The sequence below is a fragment of the Methylomonas rivi genome (assembly GCF_024505165.1).
In the GTDB taxonomy this organism is placed as follows: Bacteria; Pseudomonadota; Gammaproteobacteria; order Methylococcales; family Methylomonadaceae; genus Methylomonas; species Methylomonas rivi.
The window spans coordinates 25,527-48,027 of sequence record NZ_JANIBK010000019.1 but is presented as its reverse complement, the minus strand read 5'-3'; the positions used below and the strand labels follow the sequence as shown (position 1 = coordinate 48,027).

Genomic DNA, 22,501 nt, shown 5'->3' with positions numbered 1-22,501 from the left:
GGCGCCCAATCCCATGCCGGCCCCCGCCGCGCCGCTTTCGTTGCGGGCCGCCTCGCGCATGGCATCCAGTTGCTGCACTTTGGCGTAATCCAAGCCCACCGCTTGGGCGGCCTGCGCCTCGGCGGTCAAATCCGCGATGCGGTTGATGCGGCGCAGGGTATCATCGTCGAAATCCGTGCCTTCGATGCGAAAATCGCCGATGGTAAAACCCAGCTTGCGGAACACGATGGCCAGCTTGATGGCAATGCCGCGGGCAATTTCTTCGCGGTTGGCGTCGATATCGGCATAACTGTAGCCGCATTCGGCCAGATAATCGCTAATCGGCTGAATCACCCGAGCCGAAATGATTTTGCGGAACTCGTCTATGCCGACCTGGTTATGGCTGCCGACGATATTCACGAAAAAAGCCTGGGCGTCTTCGATTTGATAACTGTAATTGCCGTAGGCTTTTAGGCCGATGGGGAATTGGTATTTCGGGTCCTGATACTTGATCAGCGAAGTGGTGCCCCATTTCTGATCGAGGATTTTGGTCTTGCGGTAAAAATAAATCCCCACCTTATGTTCGCTGACGAAAAACTGCATGAACTTTTTAATGGTGGTCCAGAACGGCACGTTATCGGTCTGCAAATTGACCATGCATTGCTGTTCTATGACCGCCTTGACCTGGCCTTCGTAAACGAAAATACAGCCCTGGCCGGGACCGACGATCAGCTTGGAGGCGTTTTTGATCTCGTCGCCGTTTTCCGTCCATTGCATGAACAATACGTCCGGATCGGGATTTTGCCATTCGATGACCGAACGCAGTTGGCGTTTAATGCCATCCATCATTGCCATGATAACCTCATAATTTTGTGGTGAACCCAAACGCAATTGCGTAACATCTAGCGATCAATTATGGCAAATATCAGGAGTTTTTGTGGCGCTTAGAACGTTTAAAGACAAACAACCGCAGCTGGGCGACAGGGTCTACATCGACCCGACCGCCGTCGTCATCGGCGATGTCACCCTGGGCGACGACGTATCGGTCTGGCCGACGGTAGTGATCAGAGGCGATGTGGAATCCATCCGCATCGGCGCCGGCAGCAACGTGCAGGACGGCTCGGTGCTGCATGTTTCGCACGCCGGCGATTATTCGCCCAGCGGCCACCGCCTGTTGATCGGCAAGGGCGTTACCATCGGCCACCGGGCCGTGGTGCACGGCTGCACAGTCGGCAATTATTGTTTAATCGGCATCGGCGCCATCATTATGGACGGCGCGGTGCTGGAAGATTATGTAATGTTGGCGGCCGGGGCTTTGGTGTCGCCCGGCAAGACCCTGGAAAGCGGCTATCTGTACGTCGGCGCGCCGGCCAAACCGGTGCGGGCCTTGAATGACACCGAAAAAGCTTTCCTGGAATATTCTTACCAGCATTACATCCGACTGAAAGACCGCTATTTGGCCGAGGAATAATCGTCCAAGCGCTAAGCGGGTAACCGATGAGGAAAGATCAAAAGCTCAAATTGTCCAGCGGGCTGATAACGCCCTGATGCTCGCCATGGTATAAACCATGGCGGTTTTCGGATCCTTATGGCTCATGCTTGATGGTGCGAATATCCGTGCCGCGTTGTAAAAGATACGTGTCGAAACTATGCCAAAAAGTATACGCGGAAACCCGTTTGACAATTGATCATCTGGAACTAAAAAGCCCAGCCATTTCGTACAGTGTTTTTTTAGACAACAAAAGCATACCCAATATATAAAAAACAGCACCGGATAGAATCATAACCCCTATCGTAACCCAATGATTTACAATAATTACATTAGTCATATAAAACATTAATAACCCTACAAGCATAACCGATGACACAAATATAGGCGCGAACACTGCTTTAACCACATGAAAAATCTTTAAGTTTATTCTTCTAATTGAATTCACAAGGTTTATCAAAACTATAACAGGATAAACTATAGCCCAAGTTAAAGCCAACCCTAACGCACCATAATTTATTGCAAAAATAAAACTCGGCACCATTAGCAGCACACCCAAAACCACTAATTGAAGCTGAACCTTTGGTTTTCCAATCGCATTGGTCATAGGAGCACACAAGGTACTTATCCCTCGAAGCGGGAAAACCAAACCCAAGACAAAAAATAATGGAATAACATCATTCCATTTATCACCCAGTAACGCAGGGATTAAATAATGAGATATACCCACTAATCCAAATGATACTGGAAATAATATCAGACTGGTTAACCTTATGGATTTGAGAAAATATTTTGCGATTTGCAAGGGATTATCTTGCAGCTTTGCATACGCTGGAAACGCAACCTGATTAAGTACCGGCATGATTTTGTCAATTGGTAGAGAAGCCAAATGCAAAGCAACGGCATAAACACCAACATCTTTTGCGCTTAATACTCCCCCAGCAATAAAAACATCCGCTTTAGAGAATACTATCCATAAAAAAGAAGTTAAAAGCACCGTTCCACCGAACGATACAACATCGAACATTCCATGCATAGAAAAATCCGGCTTTTTAAGACATGGTTTGTAGATATTCAAAATAATTACGCTGAGCGCACTGCTTAATAACGGCCCAGCAATGAGCGACCAAACACCGTATCCCATAACGGCCATTATTAATGTACAAACACCTCCAATCACATTAGTTGTAAATGATATAGATGATACTTCTTTGTATTCCATATCACGACTGAACAGTGCAGATGGCATTATATTGAGCGGCACTAAGAGAAATCCGACGGACATCACCTGAATCAATGAAATTATTTTCGGCTCGTTATAATACTTTGCTATAGGATATGCACCGAGGAAGATGAAAACGAATAAGATTAAATTTATTATTATAAGAATACCAAAAATCTTCTTTAGCTTCTCTTCCGTGAGCTCCTTGGTTTGTATTATTGCGCTTTGCAATCCACCCGAACTAAAAATCATAACTACGGCCATAAATATATCAGCCATGGATTTTAGACCATACTCCTCCGGCTTAATATAACGTATTACAACTATGCTTATGGCCCAACTTATAACCTGCCCTAAAACTCGAATGAAAGCTTTCCATTTAAGACCAGATAAAACCTTGTGCGCAATTTCTGCTTCATTCATATTGACCAACCCAAAAACTTCGTGCCAAAATTTTATACATTATGGCATGCCCCCTTTCTACAGCCAACTTTTAAAATAGATTCAAAGTATTAGACCGATATTTACGAATCTCCATAAAAGTCTCTAAAACAGAAGATTGACTCCCCATTTAAAAGATAATCAAACGAATATTGACTTAAACACGAAAAAAAGTTTCGACTCGTTCCTTGCCAAGGTAAAAGCCAATCATCTAATTCTAACGTGATCAAGTTTGTTTTACTCACCCATTCCGTATTATTTTGAAATAAATTTTTTTGAGAGCCCTCTATATCGATTTTAACTATGAATGGATTTTTAATATCAACCTTTTCGCATATCTCATTAATAGTGTAGCAACGAATGCTATCATCAGATTCTTCATCAAGAAACTCCACCCTATAGGCTGCCGAACCAGCCTCCGGATTAACTATCTTTAAAAACCCTTTTCTATTCCATACCCCACCTTTCAAAATAACAACTCTGCCGCTAAAAGGTTCTAGGTTAAGTGTTAGTATATCTAGGTTTGCTTGATCCGGTTCAATAACGACTATTTTGGCATCTGGAAAGCGGTTGGCATACCAAAAGGATGACAACCCAATATTACCGCCACAATCAATAATTAACGGCGTTTGTCCTGAATTAACCAACTCATCATAAACAGACATTAATCGCTTGCTTTGCGGAAAACGATTAAAACTGTATTGATTTTTAACAAGACATTGCCAAAATATTGATCTATCTGCAACGCAGTGCCTTAAGTAAATATTTTTCTTATAATTCGGCAAATAATATTTCGATATTTTTTCCGATTTTAGCAAGACATTAAAACCAACTTCAACTCTAAAAAATAATTGAATACCGTAATAATAGCCAAAGACCCTTATATACCCTGGAAACCTTGAAATAACGCTATATATTTTTTTCATATCGCTCGTTATAGCCCGTAAAACTCAAAAAGCACTTGTCTTTAGCATTTCAATCTGTCTTTTAGCTAGACGCGCATATCCCCCATCGGAAAACCTTAGCGAACCAACAAAATGTAAAAAATGAAACTGCCCCCAATCAATCCCTGGTTTATAATAATGATATTTTGTTACAGGTAAAACTAATGGATTATCAGAATTAGCAATTGCAATATTAGATGCCACTTGCTCGCTCCCCCACTCCTTCCATTTATTTTCGCCTATTATGAGCTCTATAGACCGGGCTATATTTTTAATTTGTTCCCTTGATGCTTCTTTTCTAGCAAATCCGGCGAAGGCAGCACAGCCTCGAATATATTTTAAATTATCTTCTTCATCTATTTTTTCTAATGAAAGTTCAGCGAGAATTTGCACGTGCTGATTCGCAGCATTTTGATTCTTTAAAAACCTCGATGCCTCCCGAAATGAAGTAATATTTTGCCCCATATCCGTGCCAAGAGTAAAACTTTTATTTTCGGAGATACATTTAATTACTTCCTCCGGCATTGATAAAGTTATGGTATCCGCATCCAGCTGAATAGTATAATAATCCTGACAAACATCTAGGATTGTTAATAACCGCTCCCAACACCCTCCTTTCGGAAAAGAGTCCGTATCAACATCTAAAATATTAATAATTTCAAGATTAGTTATATTATTATTCAAAGTCGCTATGTCTCCCCCACTCAATCTATCGCCTACTATAATTAATTTAATAGGCGATATAAAACGAGTAAACGATTTTATTGCGACCAAATACATAATCAAGTCACGGCTACATAATTGACTTACAACAACCACGGACCCGCCATTACCACAATTAACTGCAGGTAAATTCAAAATCTCTCTTGCCGAATAATTAAATAACTTAGTATTTATTATTCGTTTTAAATTAAAAAACATTCTCATGCCCTCGCGGATTTTTTACTAAAAAATACTCTTCTGTAAGTGTTTTGCATATGTAGTTCAGTATTATTTTTCATAACCCGATTTGATTTGATCGGTTTTGCCTTCAAGGGTTGCTGCTCGGCGCAAATGCGATCAAGTATGACCACAAAGCTCACTACATGCCAAGGCAAGTCGAAATAAGATAGACTCAGAAATGCTCCGCCTACGAGATAAGCTATTAAACTTATTTGTAGCATTTTAGCCAATAAATATTGTTCTTTTAAATCTGGGTTGCGCTCTGTATTTTTTATGATTGCGGTTAGCGTTTTCCAACTCATAAAAAATATTGCGACAAACATAAACAGACCAATCCATCCATGATCCGCTAAGACACTAAAATAAATACTATGCGCAGCATGAACATCTAGCGGGTTGGGCGCATAAAGCAGAAATGTCTCCTTAGACCAACTATTAAGGCCAACCCCTAATAAATTATCATTTGCCGCGTTATAAGCATATTCCCATGCATTTAACCGCCCCAATGCCGAATCGTCTTCTTCATAATTTTCAATGGTATTCATGCGCTTATACCAAGATTCAGGCGCAAACATAAGCAATAAAACTGTAAGTGCCAGCACAACAAGCGTTGTTATTAATTTACGGTCACTTTTTAACCAATAAAGCAAACCTACTGCAGCAATAGCCAAAAAAGCACCGCGCGACTGACTGCCAATTATCGTAAACAGACTCAAGATAGCAGCACTGAATAATCCGTATTTGACCCATTTTCTTTCGGAGATTTGGTACAGATAAATCATAAAAGGAATAGCCATCAATATACCAACCGCCAAACTATTATTATCAGCTATAAAACTATCATTAGGCCCCCAAACTCTATGATGCCCAGCCGTTAATATCGTAAACACTCCACCTTTCACACTAAAATAACCAATTGATAATGATATTACCCATAGCAATTGATTCAATTTCCTCATATCGGTTATCAACATCATTGTTAAAAATACAATAAACTGTATTTTTATTACCCTTTCATAATATTTTAGCGCTATTTCAGGAAAAAACGCAAAAACCGATGTTATACCCATAAATAGCACAAATACGAACCACACAACTGTAATGCTGTTAATAGGCGGCTTTCTCGTCTCTTTTGAGAATAACATAGACCCTAATAGAACCAACGCAGTGATTTGAGCAAAAGGGGCACTATATGCGAAACCAAATGCCAAACGGTGCGGATTCATATAGCTAAGCCACGACCATAACAACACTCCAATATAGGGTCTTTTCAGAGTATAACCGCAACCTATTAAAACTATTAACGTGATTACTATGTCGCGCATGTTTATTTATTTTTAATCGCTAACACAGGCAAACCGGAAGTGCAAATATGACCAAACAGTCTCAATAATGATGAATTTCTTACAATTTTTATGGCCGCTTTCTTAAAATCAGATTTGTTATCGATGTCCATAATATCGAAACGATCAAAGGCTTTCATGCCCAGCTTGCTAAATTCTTTTCGTAACTGATAGAAGCTAAACCAATTGACGGCAGGATATTTCGCATAACCGGCTAATTGAGGATGGGTCGTCCGAGCGAGTTCCTCGCAATAATGTTTAATATAGCTCGGATACCAACTATAAAATGGCAGATTAAATTCCTGCTGTATGGGGCACAATTTATTAGCAGTGCTAATAAACAATATACCATTTGGCTTTAGAATTCTAACGAATTCTTTAAGACATGCTTCCCATTCTACAACATGCTCTAAAAGCTCTGGCGCAATACAAACATCCATAGATTGATCGGCCCAAGGTAACTGCGTTGCTGATCCTAGGCTAAACTCTATTGCCAATCCCTCCTCCATGGCACGCTGTCCCGCAATCTCCAACAATGCTTCATTTACATCCAAACCATAAACCGTATGCCCCTGTCGCGCCCACATCACACTCATAATACCTGTACCGCAACCGATATCAGCAATGTCCAGCTTTTGATTTAAACGACTTGACTCTATATTTCGAAGCACACAATTAATAATACCTTGCATACGGTTTATAGTGGAATCGCTTAAACTTTCGTTGGCGTAATATTCCACAAATTCCTGATGAGTGCTATGATCAAACGAATCAGTATTTGATGCTTTAATGTTTTCTTTCATTAACGACTACACAAAAAAATGTTAATTGAACGGAGTTAAAGATGCGTTATATTTACCCCGACGAAGAGATCAAAAGTTATTTTATCCGCATAAATATTAAGAATCGCCACATATCCATCAAAGCTTGCAAAAATAGAAAAAACATTAAAATTTATAATAGTCATGACACAGACTATTAGCTATAATATTATAAATATCATCAACTTCCTGACGGGTTAATTCTTCCTTCCATTTATTCATTGCTATTCTTGGATTTTTATAGACACTATAATAATTATAACTATCTTCGCTAATACTATTATTAATAAAAGTCTCCACCTGCGAATGCCACACTAACTCAGAAAAATCAAAAATATCCTTCAACATATCCAGCGGCTTTTCACATACATCTTCATAGCGAACAACAAATGAACGATCGGCATATTTTTTTAAACTATTTAATGCATGTTCATTATAGAGCAACCAACGATAAGCTAGCCGTTGAATAGGTGTACAAGACTTCAATTGATCCAGGGTTAGATTTCGTTGCTTGGCCGCATCCGTATCTAATAACCTTTCAAAAACCCCAAAATCATCCGCTGTTTGAATAGCACTTGAAAAATAACGACTTTTTTCTCCATTAAGCACTGATGCAATTTGACCGCATGGATGGCGAATAATATAAATCATTTTGCATTCAGGCATACCCGCCATAATCGTTTCTATACGCCCAACCGACTCTATCGACTTCCATAACAGACATAAATCTTTATCCGAAGCAAGATGCTCGATAATCTTGATAGAAACATTCGCTCTTTTGGCAAGCTTTGCCAAATAAACACTACCAACCAACAACGATGCAGTAAACGGATTAAAATATGATTTATTAAAAAAAGGAGCTTTACCACATGTTTTTATCGTACGCAGATTCAATATCCCTCTGCCATATTCGCCAACAATTTCATCATACCGCTCATTACTTTGAGTAATGAGCGGTATAGGTATTTTTTTTTCACTGTCAGGCTCATGCCTATAGATTACATCAGGGTGACTATCTATCATTTTAGCTAGCCATGTTGTTCCCGATCTAGGCATACCAAAAAGCAATAATGTATTATTTGGACTTTGCATGTTTCCGATTCTTAAAAATAAGCCAAGAAAATAATTTAATTTATATCGACATTCTAATGTGATTTTTTCATACCAACATGAGCCTTACTTTCACCAAACCACGCGCAACTCTATTTAACGGGCACTTTCAATTGAATACTTTCAAACACTTCTAACAAAAAACCATGTCATTAAGTTAAGTATTAAATATTTGTTCAGAACATATCGAATACATGAGCAGTTATACGCCGACCTGACTTTACAAACTTACAACCCCGCCTTAATAACTCTGCGCCAGTTAAATAGCAGTAGTTTACGGTATATAGTCATGTGGTATTTTATTTATATTCCTGATTATCCAGAGTTTCATTACCATTCGTACCCAATTCGTCTTGAGTTAGTTATATTTTGAAAATATTCGGATCATGAACTTCAATGGTGTTTTATCCCATGGGGTAAATCTAGGCAATTGCAATTGGTCAGTGCTTTTGGTAGCTACTCCCCAATGAGTAGATACTGCCGCTTGATAACCGTTTTCCCTGACCATTTGCTTATGTTGCCGCAGGAAATCGCTATCAGGCTTGCCATTTGGATATGCGAAAAATCGTAGCGAAATGCTTAATAATTGCTCTAAAAACAGCTTGTTTTGCAAAATTTCCTGATTGGCAATTTCATCGTCCAGCTTTGCTAAAATCGGATGATTGACGGTATGTCCGCCAATTTCCATTCCGCTTTGATATAATTTTTTCAACTGCTCACTGGTCATCATCAAGTCATCCGGCAGATTTTGCGATTGGGCGGCAATATAGGCAGTGTATTGATTACGCGTCTCAATTGGAAGATGTTTTATTTGCCCAATGATTTTATTGGCGGCCTGACCTTTTTGGTTTTCAGATATCATATCGAATTGCCCCAGACCAATTTCGGTTAAATCCAATACTGAACCTGGAAAATTCCGTATCGCTTCAATTACCGTATCGTTCCACATTCTGCCGCCATTCAAAAAACCATTGGCGATAAAGAAAGTAGCGGTCAGATTAAATTGTTGCAGAATCGGCAATGCGTTGTTGTAATTGTCCGCATAACCATCATCGAAAGTAATGCAAACCGCGCGGGACGGCAACGTGTCGTTTTGCATTCGATCCAGCGCATCCGCCAGCGGCAATACGTTAAAGTGCTTAGCCAAAAGTTGCATGTGCCACGTAAAGGCAACCTTATCCACTTCGCCTGGCCGCATGAAATCAGGCTTATCCAGAACTCTATGGTAAATCATGATCAAAAGTTTCTTACGCTTGCCAAGCCCGCTTGCAAAGGTTGCTAAAGGCTGTAACAGTCTGATTGAAAAAGGGATCTTCATAGTGTTTGATATTTGCACATGGCTTTAGCGGAAATCCGGACTCCTACCTGTCACCACATCAGATAGTTGGTTTGAGACAATACTTCTTGTGTTATTTTTAATATCGACCGGTCACAAGGTATAAATTGAACCTAAGTGTACAGCCCTTTTAGCAAATCGCCGAACACAAGTTTAGCGCAAAATTATTTGGAGACTCGCCAAGCGAGTCTATTGGACTATAGTTCAACAAATAAAGACATAATCCGCCTTCCTTTGTTATGAAACTATCAACGAATGTTTTAATTATCTATCTTTCATTTTTTCTTGGTGGTGTAGTTAACGCTTCACAACACTTTAATGATACAAATGAAGTTCAGGTTTTGATCGACGTCTCCGGCAGCATGAAACAAAACGACCCGCAAAATCTGCGCGTGGCGGCCACTCAATTGTTAATTCGCCTGCTGCCGGACAATGCCAACGTGTCTTTATGGCTGTTTGCGGAAAAGACCTCCTTGCTTAGCCACGCAGATGCCGTCGATGAAAATTGGCGGCAGGATGCGCTTAAAGCCAGCCAAAAAATCCATTCGCATGGCATTTACACCCACATAGAAGACGCCATTCAAACCACCCTTGAAAAAGGCTTTTCAGGTAATGGTAGCAAAAACCTGATTATCCTGACCGATGGCATGGTAGACATCTCCAAGGACATTATGGTCAGTGCCGATTCGCGGGAACGCATTTTAAGCGACTTGATTCCCAAATTGCAGTTGGGAAAAGTTAAAGTTCAAACCATAGCCTTGTCCGATCAAGTGGACAAGGAGCTATTGGATAAATTGGCATTTCAATCCGGGGGCTGGGCTGAATCCGCCGAGTCCGCGGATCAGCTTCAGCGCTTGTTTTTGAAAACCGCGCGGAAAGTAGCGCCTAAAGATAGCCTGCCGCTTAACAATAACGCCTTCACTGTAGACAGCAGTATTCAAGAGTTCTCCCTATTGATATTCAAACAACCGAACGCAACACCGAGTCAAATAATCCGCCCAGACCAAGAAACGCTAACTAAAATCAGTGTTTCCGAATCCGTGTTCTGGTTGAGCGCCGACGGTTATGATCTGGTTACGGTAAAAAGCCCCATGCCCGGCGAATGGCATATAGAAGCGGCTATCGATCCGGATAATCAAGTCATGATCCTCACCGACCTGAAAATGCATTTAAACGAACTTGCCAGCTTCCTGGGGGAAAAACAGCCCCTGCCCTTGAAACTGCATTTTACCGAACAGGGCAACTTGATCGGCCGCGCCGATTTTATCGATTTGATGGCTATCACCGTCTCTCTCGACGGACAGACTCCCATTAAAATAGAAGCGGACAAAACCGAGCCTGGCTTTTTTTTCCACGTACTGGACGGCTTGGCAAAGGGCAAACATTCACTGGCGATAGTCGCCGACGGCAAGACCTTTAAACGCGAAATTAGCCAGGACTTTGCCGTAGTGCCGGCACTTATTACAATCGACAAATTGATCGATCATGCCAACCGCGCCATTACCCTTAAGTTTACCCCCGATATTGCCGTCCTCGACGCTTCAACGCTGTCGATAACCGCCACCCTACATCGACCCGGCCGGGAACCTGAGTCGCAAATCATTCAGGAACAAAACGGCGAATGGCAATTGAAACTGGATAAGTTGCCGGCTGGAGAATCGCTGTCGGTCAACTTCGATGTCCTGGCCAAAAGCCTGGATGGAACGGTTGTTACGCCTCAACTGCCCCCTGTCAAAATTGATGATAGTTCGTTTGCACCCCCGGAGCCTGCGGTTTTATTGGAACAAGAACAAACGCAATCGCCATCGCCTACGGAAACCGCTAACAGCGAAGCGGTACCCGAAGCCACGGATCAAACGCCGCCAACCAATTCACAGATTGAGAATGAGTGGGGCATTATCATCGGCATCGTCTTGGCTATTAATTTGCTTTTTTGCGGTATTGGCTTTTTTGTTTACAAGGCGCTCAAAAAAGCTATTGAGAAACAACAACAACAATTACTGGAGAGATTGGCATGATGACAGTGGATACCGCGCTGGTAATATTATTGGCGGAAGCGCTGGGAGTATTGATATTGCTGTCGGCCGGCTTGATATTTATTTCCAGACGGAAAAGGAAGCGGGAAATGCGGGCAATCGACAGCTTTATCAACCAATTTAACGACCAAGCGTCTTTTAAGAATCAACCATTGCATGAGCTGCTTTCCGATACATGCGGCCTGGATCAGCAGACGGTTGAGCAAACCTTGAAAGATGTCAGCGATTCCGAGCGCGCGCTGATGCAAATCGTCATCAAACTTTTTCTGCAGCGCGAAATGTCCTTGTTAAACCAGATCGACAAACGCATTAACGATTTATCCCTTCCCTATTGCCAGCTGCTGACCCATTTGCATACAACTGAAAAAGGCGTATCCTCCCACGCCACTCCCCCCTCGCAAGGACTGGAACGCATTAATCAGCAATTGGTACAGCAACTGGATACCGCGATGCAAACCATAGACGAAATCACGGCCGAATATACCCGTGTTTTCAGCGGCAATCAAACTGCGCTGGAGTTGGAAAATAGCCGGAAAAAAATGCTGCAGATTTTTCAAGAAACCGAACATAACATCTTACATCCCAAGTCAACATGATTGAAATGAGAATGCTGCTGCTCATGGGGGTTTTGGTAACGACCCTTGTTTTACTGGCAATAATCGGCTTTTTAAGCGTAAGTTGGTTCAAAAAGCGCAAACAGCATCGGCAACTGGAGCAACTGCTGGATGAAATTAAAGAGAGACAGGATACCCGCAAAAACAAGTTGGCAAGAAAATTCGCGCGCCATTTCGATAAGGGGGAAAACGATGCCCAAGGCATTAGCGAGCGGTTAATCGGCGCGGAAAGACGGTTTTTGCAACAGTATATCGATCAACTGTTAAAACAAAAACCCAGCGATATTGTTTACGATCAACTTTGCGATCTATTGGATTATTACTTGAATAGCCTGGTTCCCCGCGGCAAGGACGCATCGCAACCGGCCGAGACAGCGGATACTGCCACACCTGCCGGCGAGATGACGGCGAACGAACAAGCCGCCGGCGAAACGCAAAATACACCGGAGCCCGACTGGGGCGATGTATTCGACTAATATCCCCCCTGGAAATTGGCCAACAATTACCGCGTCAAATTTCCGATTTAAATTCGGGCACCAATTGTTTTAACAGTAACAAAATATCTTGCCGTCCCGGCTGCCGGCAGGCCAAGGTCAAGGCCTGGACAGTACCGAACCAGCCATCGTCTTCATAAACCCTGGCTTTGGCTAAACGCAATTTGCTATAGCCGGTTTCCATCAGCTGTTCGTCATTGTGAAATAGCTCTTCATACAATTTTTCACCCGGCCGCAACCCGACAAATTCAATATGAATATCCTTGCCGGGCACTTTCCCGCTCAGCCGAATCATTTGCTCGGCAAGGTAAACGATCTTGACCGGCTCCCCCATATCCAGCACGAATACCTCTCCGCCCTTGCCCACGGTTTCGGCCAGCATAATCAGTTGACATGCCTCGGGAATGGTCATGAAATAACGGGTAATGTCGGGATGCGTCACGGTAACCGGCCCACCCGCGCGAATCTGCTCCCGAAACAAAGGCACCACGCTGCCCGCGGAGTCCAACACATTCCCGAAGCGCACGGTCGTAAACCGGGTGTTGCTGGTTTTATCCAGATTTTGGCATAAAATTTCCGCCGCCCGCTTGGTAGCGCCCATCACATTGGTGGGGTTGACGGCCTTGTCTGTCGAGATGAGCACAAACCGCTCCACGCCGGCGGCAATAGAGGCCTCGGCAACAATTTTGGTGCCGATCAAATTATTATGCACCGCCTCTCGCGCTTGACTTTCCAATAACGGCACGTGCTTGTAAGCGGCGGCATGAAAAATCACTTGAGGTTTTTGCCCTTCAACGACTTGCCGCACGGCTAATGCATCGGTGACATCGCCCAATATGGCCGAATGTTGCAACTGCGGATAATGTTGCGATAATTCAGCGTCAATCTTGTATAAATTAAATTCGCACTGATCGAAAATAATCAATTTACGCGGCTGAATCTTGGCCAGTTGCTTGCACAATTCGGAACCGATCGAGCCGCCGCCGCCGGTCACCAGTATGGTTTTATCGTGCAAACCGGCTTGAATACCTTGCCAATCCAGCCACACCGGATCGCGGCCCAAAATGTCCGTTATAGACACATTTCTGAGGCTGGCTTTCGTTACCGCGCCGCTGAGCAATTCTTTGACCGATGGGAGAGTTTGGAACTGAACTTTACAACCTTCGCAAATTTCCACGATACGGCGCATCTGTGTGTCGGTGGCCGAAGGTATGGCGATCAATACCACATCGATTTCCCACTGCTCAATTAAAGCGGGAATTTGCTCTATCCTTCCCGCTACCCGAACCCCGCGGATTTCCCGGTTTATTTTACCGGATTGATCATCGGCGAATATGATAGGTATATAGCCGCTATTGGGATTGGACAATAAGTCCCTGACCAGCATATCCCCCGCCGAACCGGCGCCCACAATCAATGCCCGCATTCCCATCCGTTCGACGATAGCCCGCTCTTTCCAAAATCGGTACACAAATCGCGGAATACAAAGTAATGCCAATAAAATCAGCATATAGAGCGGCATTACGGAACGTGGTAAACCTTCTAAGCGGTTGTAAAGAAATAGAGAGCCGGCAATAAAAAAGATGCCGGCGAAGACCGATTTTGCGATACGCGCCAGATCGGGCATCGAGGAAAAGCGCCAGACCCCGCGATACAGGCCAAATACCCAAAAAGCGGATACTTGTATGACGATAACCACCGGCAAAAACAATAACGCCGAGTAAAAATATTCGTCGGGAATTTCGTCCAGGTTGAAGCGCAGCCAATAGGCGCCGAACCAAGCCAGCGGCACCATCAATAAATCGTGCAGGAAGATCGAGGTACGAGAGCGAAATTTGAAGTTCATGAATGAGCCCAATCCGTCTGCCCGGCCTTGAATCGATGAGCCACACATACCAACGGTAAATAAGCTACGGCAACGCCTGCTAACCCGTGGCTGGGATGAACGAACACCCAGAATGACACCGGCAATAACCAGCCCAAGTTAATCAGCCAGCAAGCCAGCAAAACCCGTAAATGCCCATGTTGCTTAGCGGCACGTTGATAGGCATGGGAACAATGGGCGTCATACCATTTCTGTCCGGACATAAAACGCACGCCTAACGTGTAGGTGGCATCAACTAAAAAAATACCGAACAAAATCAGACCGCAATACAGCAAGACAGCCGCTTGCTGAGCAGCCATCAATATCAACACGCCTATCCATAAGCCTAAAAATCCGCTGCCGACATCGCCCATGAAAATCTTGGCCTTGGGCCAGTTCCAGAACAAAAATCCCAACGATGCGGCCGACAAACTCAAACAAATATAAAACAAGGAACCATCCAGATAATAAGCATAGCCGGCCAAGGTCATGGACATAAACAAGGATTCGGACGCCGCGATTCCGTCCGTCCCATCCATAAAATTGAATAAATTCAAAAACCAAACCAGCCATAAGGTTCCAAACAGATAACCCGGCCAGCTCAAATCGATCAGCCCGCGCCGCAAGATGCCGTCCAACGGACTGGCCAATAACACTAACGGAAACCCACCCATTACGATCAATATCAATAGCGCCGCTACCGAATGCGTCAAAAACCGCCATCGCGCGGGGACGTGGGTATGGTCATCGCAGAAACCAATACCGGCCACCAGCAAAGTGGCCCCCATCAAGGCCGCAACAGAACTATCGATCAGTTGCGCGGACTTAAGTAAAGCCAAGGCGCAACCAAAAGCCAACACAATGCCCAAGCCTCCGCCTCGCGGCGTTGGTTTGGTATGCGAGCTGCGGTGGTTGGGTATATCCATGACGGACTTGGCTATTGCATAACGTCGCAAAATACCGGTAATACTAAAAGCAGCCAAACCGGTCAGTAAAAATAACCCAACATTATTCATTTCACGTGCAAAAAAATGGAATATGGAAAAAACTGATTACGGCTAGCGAAGAATATGCAAAAGATCCTCGGTCGCCCCTATCACGGCATCCAAAGTCAAACGCTTATCAAAACAGCTGCCGCCAGCGCATCATCTTCAATATCGATAGTCGTACGCATGAGCAATCTCCACTTTGGTGCGTTAGCATGCATAAGAAAGTTAAGAAATACGCCGCGACAATGAAGGCAGGCAAACCCCAAATACCAACAAATTGTTTCGATCAAGCTTTCATTTGCAGAAAACGCATTATATCCGGCAATGAGGATTGAAGAGTATGTTGAGGGCTAAAACCCAGTTCGTGCCGGATTTTAGCAGAGGAATACCACGCAGAACCTGTTAATTTGTCCAATGCATCGCTATCGAACGGAAAGCGGCGGCCAATCAAGCGGCCGATGGTATCGCCCGTTTTGGCAAAAATAGTTAGCAAACGCATCGGAATGTACCAATTTGACGGTGGTTTTCCTAACGCCGCTATGATCCAATCGTGAATTTGCCGGGTAGTGTAGGCGTCGTCATCGGTAACGATATAGACTTGGCCGGCCGCCTCCGGCATTTCCGCGACCAGCAGCGCCGCTTGCACCACATCATCCACATGCACCATCGATCGCCGGTTATGCGTTTCAGGCAACGGCGGAAACACGCCTCGCCGAATGGCCTGAATCATGCGCGGCAAATTGCCTTTGCCGGTATTGCCGTACACCATGCAGGGTCGGATAACCACCGGATGCGGGACATAGCCTCCATGCAACACCAATTGTTCGGCGGCGTATTTGGATTGGCCGTAAGGGGTATCCGCGGCTGCTTGCACAGACTCATCCATGGGCTGGCGCTCACCATCCCCCACCGCTTTGACGCTGCTGAAATAGATGAACTTTTGCACACCGGCTTGTTTGGCGGCTTCTAATAGTTTGCGGGTACCTTCGGTGTTGATTTGAAAATATTCGTTTTCATCTTGCCGGGTTTCGGCTAGGGCGTGAGCCTTGCCGGCAAGATGGAAGACTGCGTGGACATCCTGAAGTAAACCGGGCGGACAAGGATCTTTAGCTAAATCCATCTCAAATGTATGTTTATCCTTGTGCAACCGACTATGCGTTAGCTGCCTGACTCTGTAACCGCCGCTCTGCAAAGCAACGCATAAAGAGCCGCCTATGAAGCCGCCGGCACCGCTTACCAAAACCAAATTATTCATACATCAGCCGGAATAAAAATCATCATGGGATTACAGCGAGTTTATACCACGCCCATTTAAAAAATCAGGCGCGGAAAAAGGTAAACAAACCTTGCCAAGCCATAACATGAGAAGGTTTCATATTGTTTTCTTTAAAAACAGGAATAACAAGCCCAATAACGGCACAAGGCAAATCTCTTTTCTGCTAAAACTGCGTTTCATCAACTTCATCTTCACTATCTATTGCAATCAGCGCGAAGTACGCGGTAAGCACCAGCAGTGTTTTAATAAATACCTTGCCATGCTTTCGATATGCCAAATAACATACCGAAGGTCATGCCGACTGGTACGGCGCGCATCGTGAGTAACCGATATACTAGGATTCGCCATTACCTGCCGCCCTTTTTTCCAAAGACGCGTGCAAATATCCACGTCTTCATAATAGAGAAAGAAAGCCTCGTCAAAACCGTTTACCAACTTATAGTCTTCCGTCCGGAACAACATAAACATGCCTCCTACCCAATCCGCCGCATAAGGTTTCCCGTCATGTGGAACCGAATATCGGCCATCATTAATCCGGAATAATTTAGCCATTAAACTTAGCGGCGTGGGAAACCGCCTCACGCTGTCTTCCAATACACCGTTAGGATCAACAACCTGCGGAGCAACGATCCCGACATTCTCGTTTGTTAACGTCGATAGCAATCTCGGAAAAGGATCCTCGGCTATCCTGATATCCGGATTCATAACGCAAAAATACTCGCCCAATGCACTCATAAATGCTTGATTATGATTGGCGCCAAACCCTTTGGGCGATTTGTTTTCTATCACTCTAATTGAAAACGGATATCCATCGATAGCAAATGGTAATTGCTCGGGAATATTCTTGGTCAAAACAACTTCAAAACCGGTCTCGTAGCTAATTTGGGCTAGATCGGACAAAAGCTGACAGACAAGCCCGCCTTGCCCGTGACTAACAACCGATATCGAAATCATAAAGAGCCTTCCTTTACGGTTTCCGCCACTACCGCGCGAATAAGCGACTCCCAGTTTGGCGCAAAAGGAGAAGAAATAACTGGTTGAGAATGCGGATTGAACTTTAGCTCGCCTTGCAAATAAGCCAACATAATCGCCGCCAATTGCTTGAAATCGAGCGGATTAAAGAATGCCGCCCTAGCATAGTTTCCGACCGCCTCATGGGCGTAGGGTAAATCTGAAACGATAATGGGTTTGCCAAACGCCTGGGCTTCGGAAATTGGCAAACCCCAGGTTTCCAATCGAGAAGGAAATACCACAACATCGGCCTCTTGGTACTGCAACGCCATTTGTTGAGAATTTTGCCGCCCGATAAACTTAACGGCGGAAATATCGCCGTAATGCGATTTAATAAAGGCCGCATATTTCGATTCGTCGCCATTTAAAGTCAGTCGAACTTCAAAAATATCCCCAACCTGTTGCCGAACAAGCCGGGCCGCTTCGCAAAGCACTTCGAAATTTTTAAACACCCTCGGCAAGGCCGGGTAAAGAAAAACACCTGGTTTTTTAACGGAATCACCCGATTTTTGTGCCGTTTGATGGACTAAAACAGGATGCGCAACCAGCACATTTTTAACATTAAACATCCGCTTAAATTCTTGCCGAATCCAATCCTGCTGGACTACAACCAAATCGTTCGCATGGATATTAAAACGGTACAAATAACGGTAAAAAAGTGTAAATAATAAGAACCTTGGCTCCCACCATAAATCGGCTAACCGCGGTTTATAAAAAGGTGCCGGATTATGGCAATATACCACCTGCCGCGGCACGCTGACCCTTGGAGAAATATCGTGAAGCGACAACCAAACATCCGGTTTTAATTCCAGCGATAACGCATGGAAACGCCAAAACTCGTGGAACAACCGGCTAGACCAAGAGAGTTTGGAGTGGGGAAACTCAATAAATATCACCCGGGGAATATCGAATAATCGGCTGTCATGCACAAGAGCAACGATTTCCCAATTATCCGACAGAACAGAGTCCGCCGCGGATAGACAATCCCGTAAAGCGGTCAGCGGGCCGCCTTCGGTAAAATTCACCGCGGAGACAACCAACCGTTTCTTTAAACTCTTTGCCAAGCGCCACTCTCCGCATTGAAAACCCGAATGATTCTAGCGGGATTCCCGGCCACAATACTATTAGCCGGCACATCGCGGGTTACTACTGAACCCGCCCCTACAATCGCCCCCTCGCCTATTATGACGCCCGGCAGAATACAAACCTGTTCACCAATCCACACCCGGTCACCGATGCACACCGGCTTGGCAACCAATGGCCGGCGTAGCGGCGGCACAAAAGGCTCGCTCTCGGCAATGAAATCACTATAACCGCCGTGGTTGTGGTCGCTAATAAACACCTTGCTGGCAATCAGCACATCATTACCAATCTCGACGCGTTCGATGACACCAATATGTACGTAATCGTTAAGTTGAACATCGTCGCCGAAAAAAAGCCGTTGTTCGGCATCGCTGCAAAACACATCGAGCCGTACGCCGACACCGGTGGTTAAGCGTTTACCCCAACGGATATTGGCTTTCCCCCGCACATAAACAGGGCGGCGCACCATGCGGGCATCAGAGAATAGTAATCGGGTATGGAGATAATCCAACATCAACCTGAGAAGGCCACAATAACCATAAGTCCACACCAATTTCTTTAAAGCCGTCATTTATATTAATATAGGTGCAATCAAACGCCGATTAAATACCGGCGCAGACGCCATTTAATTTCGGACCATTTTGCATATACTTCCCCGGCAATTGGATTTGTCAAGTCATGTTTGAGTTTAGCGCGCAAAGTTTCTTGAAAAACGGCCGCATTTCCATTACTTACTCCCCCCATTTGCATATGTGCCACAACGTTATTTTGAAAACCTACTTTTAGCGAACTTCCAGCCCTAAGCAACATTTCATAATCGCCTGTAATCCTGAATGAAGTATCAAACTCGCCATAACGTTTAAAGTAAGACGCGTTATGCAATGCACAGGGATGAGTGGCCGCAAAATAACGTTTAAATTTAGACCATAGCCAAGGCTCACCGATGGTTCTTAATAACTTGCCATTTTCATACAATTCAACTCGTCCATAAATAAAATCAAGGCTTTCGCTATACTTTTTCTGACACGACAGCAAATTAGAAATAGAGTCCGGCATAATTAAATCGTCGGCACCTAAAAAACAAATCCAGTCTCCCTTAGCCACACGCAATCCTTTGTTCCATGCATGATAAATACCTTTATCCGGCTCGCTAAGCCAATAACTGACAATATCCTCATGTTGCCGTATTAAATTTACGGTTCCATCGCTGGAGCCTCCATCAATTATAATCCATTCAAAATTATCGTACGATATATCTTGAATTGATTTTATAGCTGCCGGCAAATACAGTGCCGCATTAAAAGTTGATGTGATAATGGAAACTAAAGGCTTGCTAGCATCGGCTGTCGTATCAGAAGACATTGGACGAATATCCCTGTAAAAAGACAATCATAAAAAAATACATATTATGATAAATGAAAAATCCAGCCATAAAATTCTATAAGAATTCACCGACCGAAGTAGAGAATAATGACCTTAATTGACGAAGCGGTGTTTTTATTTTAGCCTTAATAACCGATAATTTCGAAAACTCTTTTTGGGATTTGAAAGGAATTTGAAAATCCTTAAGCGCTTCAACCGCACTCTTTAAATCCAGGAGATACATTTTATAAACATGCTCTAATGTATATTTAGGCAACAAATAAGGCCCAAACTCAACATATATAGCTTGATTTTTAGCTATAAGCACCCTTAAAGCGTGAAAATGCCATGCCACCGAGTTTCCGTACGGAAATCTAGTCGCATTCCAGGGAGCCAGCAACAATTCCTTATTCTGTAACACGTGAACTTGTAGAGGAAACCGTTCGGTCCAATCGTCCAGATACTTTTGATCGCCAAACTTGCCTTCTTCAAATCGGGCGAAACACCATTCCACGCATTTTTGCTCCCACCATTGTCTTACCAACTCGCCACCCGTCCTGGTAAACGTCATGAACTGAACGCAATATTGGCCCGAAGTAGCGGATTGATCATGTTCCGCTGCGTATGCGTGATCGGTAATCAGTACATGTTTTCTCGACGCATCGAATTCCGCAAATATCGGCGCGGGATTTTTTCGAAACCATAAATCGGCATCGAGATAGGTCACCCGTTCGACGGTAGAATCGGCTTCAAAAACAAATTTCGGCGTAAACGGGGTTAAGGTCCAGCAATATTCACCCTTGGTTCGCTTGGGCTTGACCGCAAGCAAGGCCTCCGTTTCCAGCTTGCTCAATTCCAACAGGCGAACATTCGGCGGATTCAATTTGCTTAATGCTTGGTGAGTTTCGTCATCCATGCAAAGCACCCACAAACAGTAATCCTTGATATGTCTTTGCATGGACCTGTGCAGCGCCAATCCTTGCGGCAGGAATAAGCTGTCAAACAACGTAACGAAATGCTCCATCGTTTAACCCTTAAATGCATTCACTGCATCGATTACTTGCTTAATATCGTAATCGCTCATCTGCGGGTGGCACGGCAGCGAAAGGCAATGGGCCGCGTGTTGCTCGCTATTCGGCAAACCTAATGGATCGCGCTTGACGGCCAGACACGGTTCCTGGCCATGAACCGGGATGGGGTAATGGATTAACGATTGCACGTCATGTTGGTTTAAGTGGCTTTGCAGAGCTTCGCGGCGCTCGCAGACGATCACAACAAGGTGATAAACATGCGCGGACGCTTGCTCCGGCTCAGCCAGATGCTTGACTAAACGGTTGTCGATACCTTGTCGATAAGCATCTGCTATCTGACGCCGCCGCTCGGTAAACTCGGGTAACCATTTCAAGCGTTCGGCAAGCATGGCGGCCTGAATTTCATCCAGGCGGCTGTTCATGCCGATTTCAGGATGGGAATAACGAACGCTTTGCCCGTAATTACGAATTCGACCGGCTTTTTGCGCAAGACTTTGGTCCTGTGTTACCAGCATCCCGGCATCGCCAATCGCACCGAGATTCTTGGTGGGATAAAAACTAAAAGCGCCGGCCGAGCCGAAACTACCGGCAACTTGTCCGTGCCACGTCGCCAGATGCGCTTGCGCGCAATCCTCCAGCAAACTAATTCCGTGTTCCCGGCAAAGCGCTTGCCAAGCATGCATGGCTCTGACCTGGCCGTATAGATGCACTAGCAACACCGCTTTAGTCTGTTTTGAAATACAGCGACGCACGCTTTCAATAGACAAGAGAGCCGTATCCGGCTCAATATCGGCCAAAACAGGCGTCGCACCCGCGCGTAAAATAGCCAGCACCGTGGCAAATGCGGTCATTGGCGTGGTGATGACTTCATCTCCGGGACCGATATCCAACGCGCGCAGGCTGATTTCAATCGCATCCATGCCGTTGCCGACACCTACTCCATGAGCAAGACCGCAGACGCCGGCCCACTGTTTTTCAAAAGCTTCGACTTCTTTGCCCAGCACATACCAACCCGACTCTAGTACGCGCCGCGCGGCCTGAGCCATGGCCTCGCGCAGTGCAAGCGGTTCGGCTTTAAAATCATTCATCAAAATCATGCGCATTCCTAAAGGCT

The 22,501-nt window shown here is 44.5% G+C and carries 21 protein-coding genes; 4 read left to right on the top strand and 17 right to left on the bottom strand.

The features are described 5' to 3' along the window. The coding region (locus NP596_RS05695) for an SPFH domain-containing protein (RefSeq protein WP_256614313.1) at nucleotides 1–834 on the bottom strand (834 nt) is incomplete at its 3' end. A gap of 82 nt (nucleotides 835–916) precedes the next feature. Here NP596_RS05695 and NP596_RS05690 point away from each other — a divergent pair. Beyond that, the gene (locus NP596_RS05690) at nucleotides 917–1,450 is read left to right on the top strand and encodes a gamma carbonic anhydrase family protein (RefSeq protein ID WP_256614312.1); all 534 of its coding nucleotides are present in this window, start codon (nucleotides 917–919) and stop codon (nucleotides 1,448–1,450) included. Nucleotides 1,451–1,667: 217 nt separating this feature from the next. Here the strand turns inward: NP596_RS05690 and NP596_RS05685 are convergent, their stop codons facing one another. From NP596_RS05685 to NP596_RS05655, 7 genes are all read right to left on the bottom strand, one after another. Beyond that, complete coding sequence (locus NP596_RS05685) at nucleotides 1,668–3,113, bottom strand: lipopolysaccharide biosynthesis protein (protein WP_256614311.1); 1,446 nt, start codon at nucleotides 3,111–3,113, stop codon at nucleotides 1,668–1,670. A 101-nt stretch (nucleotides 3,114–3,214) separates the two neighbouring features. Then, nucleotides 3,215–4,057, bottom strand: a complete 843-nt coding sequence (locus NP596_RS05680; protein WP_256614310.1) for an FkbM family methyltransferase — start codon at nucleotides 4,055–4,057, stop codon at nucleotides 3,215–3,217. 24 nt (nucleotides 4,058–4,081) lie between these two features. After that, on the bottom strand, nucleotides 4,082–4,996 hold the full coding sequence (locus NP596_RS05675) for a hypothetical protein (RefSeq protein WP_256614309.1): 915 nt from the start codon (nucleotides 4,994–4,996) through the stop codon (nucleotides 4,082–4,084). 2 nt (nucleotides 4,997–4,998) lie between these two features. Then, on the bottom strand, nucleotides 4,999–6,342 hold the full coding sequence (locus NP596_RS05670) for a putative O-glycosylation ligase, exosortase A system-associated (RefSeq protein WP_256614308.1): 1,344 nt from the start codon (nucleotides 6,340–6,342) through the stop codon (nucleotides 4,999–5,001). A gap of 2 nt (nucleotides 6,343–6,344) precedes the next feature. Further along, nucleotides 6,345–7,163, bottom strand: a complete 819-nt coding sequence (locus NP596_RS05665) for a class I SAM-dependent methyltransferase (protein ID WP_256614307.1) — start codon at nucleotides 7,161–7,163, stop codon at nucleotides 6,345–6,347. A gap of 144 nt (nucleotides 7,164–7,307) precedes the next feature. After that, nucleotides 7,308–8,273, bottom strand: coding sequence for a sulfotransferase (locus NP596_RS05660; RefSeq protein WP_256614306.1), 966 nt, complete (start codon nucleotides 8,271–8,273; stop codon nucleotides 7,308–7,310). A 376-nt stretch (nucleotides 8,274–8,649) separates the two neighbouring features. Further along, nucleotides 8,650–9,609, bottom strand: a complete 960-nt coding sequence (locus NP596_RS05655) for a polysaccharide deacetylase family protein (RefSeq protein WP_256614305.1) — start codon at nucleotides 9,607–9,609, stop codon at nucleotides 8,650–8,652. A 257-nt stretch (nucleotides 9,610–9,866) separates the two neighbouring features. On the opposite strand from NP596_RS05655, the gene NP596_RS05650 reads away from it, so the two are divergent. The 3 genes from NP596_RS05650 to NP596_RS05640 are packed head-to-tail and all read left to right on the top strand — an operon-like array spanning nucleotide 9,867 to nucleotide 12,753. Continuing rightward, nucleotides 9,867–11,645, top strand: coding sequence for a vWA domain-containing protein (locus tag NP596_RS05650; protein ID WP_256614303.1), 1,779 nt, complete (start codon nucleotides 9,867–9,869; stop codon nucleotides 11,643–11,645). Further along, complete coding sequence (locus NP596_RS05645; protein ID WP_256614302.1) at nucleotides 11,642–12,259, top strand: hypothetical protein; 618 nt, start codon at nucleotides 11,642–11,644, stop codon at nucleotides 12,257–12,259. The genes NP596_RS05650 and NP596_RS05645 overlap by 4 nt, the downstream gene beginning before the upstream one ends. Beyond that, nucleotides 12,256–12,753, top strand: coding sequence for a Z-ring associated ZapG family protein (locus tag NP596_RS05640; RefSeq protein WP_256614301.1), 498 nt, complete (start codon nucleotides 12,256–12,258; stop codon nucleotides 12,751–12,753). Before NP596_RS05645 ends, NP596_RS05640 begins: the two co-directional genes overlap by 4 nt. 34 nt (nucleotides 12,754–12,787) lie before the next feature. On the opposite strand, the gene NP596_RS05635 is transcribed toward NP596_RS05640, so the two are convergent. The 9 genes from NP596_RS05635 to NP596_RS05595 all read right to left on the bottom strand — a co-directional run bounded on the left by NP596_RS05635 (nucleotide 12,788) and on the right by NP596_RS05595 (nucleotide 22,484). Continuing rightward, nucleotides 12,788–14,617 (bottom strand): polysaccharide biosynthesis protein, encoded by a 1,830-nt coding sequence (locus NP596_RS05635; protein WP_256614300.1) that lies wholly within the window; start codon nucleotides 14,615–14,617, stop codon nucleotides 12,788–12,790. Then, nucleotides 14,614–15,651 (bottom strand): MraY family glycosyltransferase, encoded by a 1,038-nt coding sequence (locus tag NP596_RS05630; RefSeq protein WP_256614299.1) that lies wholly within the window; start codon nucleotides 15,649–15,651, stop codon nucleotides 14,614–14,616. The genes NP596_RS05635 and NP596_RS05630 overlap by 4 nt, the downstream gene beginning before the upstream one ends. A gap of 259 nt (nucleotides 15,652–15,910) precedes the next feature. Continuing rightward, the gene (locus NP596_RS05625) at nucleotides 15,911–16,879 is read right to left on the bottom strand and encodes an NAD-dependent epimerase/dehydratase family protein (protein ID WP_256614298.1); all 969 of its coding nucleotides are present in this window, start codon (nucleotides 16,877–16,879) and stop codon (nucleotides 15,911–15,913) included. 228 nt (nucleotides 16,880–17,107) lie between these two features. Continuing rightward, nucleotides 17,108–17,854, bottom strand: a complete 747-nt coding sequence (locus NP596_RS05620) for a glycosyltransferase (protein ID WP_256614296.1) — start codon at nucleotides 17,852–17,854, stop codon at nucleotides 17,108–17,110. Beyond that, nucleotides 17,851–18,975, bottom strand: a complete 1,125-nt coding sequence (locus NP596_RS05615; protein WP_256614295.1) for a glycosyltransferase — start codon at nucleotides 18,973–18,975, stop codon at nucleotides 17,851–17,853. Before NP596_RS05615 ends, NP596_RS05620 begins: the two co-directional genes overlap by 4 nt. Next, nucleotides 18,960–19,565: a DapH/DapD/GlmU-related protein gene (locus tag NP596_RS05610; RefSeq protein ID WP_256614294.1), complete on the bottom strand. Its 606-nt coding sequence runs from the start codon at nucleotides 19,563–19,565 to the stop codon at nucleotides 18,960–18,962. The genes NP596_RS05615 and NP596_RS05610 overlap by 16 nt, the downstream gene beginning before the upstream one ends. Nucleotides 19,566–19,585: 20 nt before the next feature. After that, nucleotides 19,586–20,356 (bottom strand): glycosyltransferase family 2 protein, encoded by a 771-nt coding sequence (locus tag NP596_RS05605; protein WP_256614293.1) that lies wholly within the window; start codon nucleotides 20,354–20,356, stop codon nucleotides 19,586–19,588. Nucleotides 20,357–20,432: 76 nt separating this feature from the next. After that, nucleotides 20,433–21,272, bottom strand: coding sequence for a hypothetical protein (locus NP596_RS05600; protein WP_256614291.1), 840 nt, complete (start codon nucleotides 21,270–21,272; stop codon nucleotides 20,433–20,435). A gap of 111 nt (nucleotides 21,273–21,383) precedes the next feature. Further along, nucleotides 21,384–22,484 (bottom strand): DegT/DnrJ/EryC1/StrS family aminotransferase, encoded by a 1,101-nt coding sequence (locus NP596_RS05595; protein WP_256614290.1) that lies wholly within the window; start codon nucleotides 22,482–22,484, stop codon nucleotides 21,384–21,386. Nucleotides 22,485–22,501: the final 17 nt, after the last annotated feature.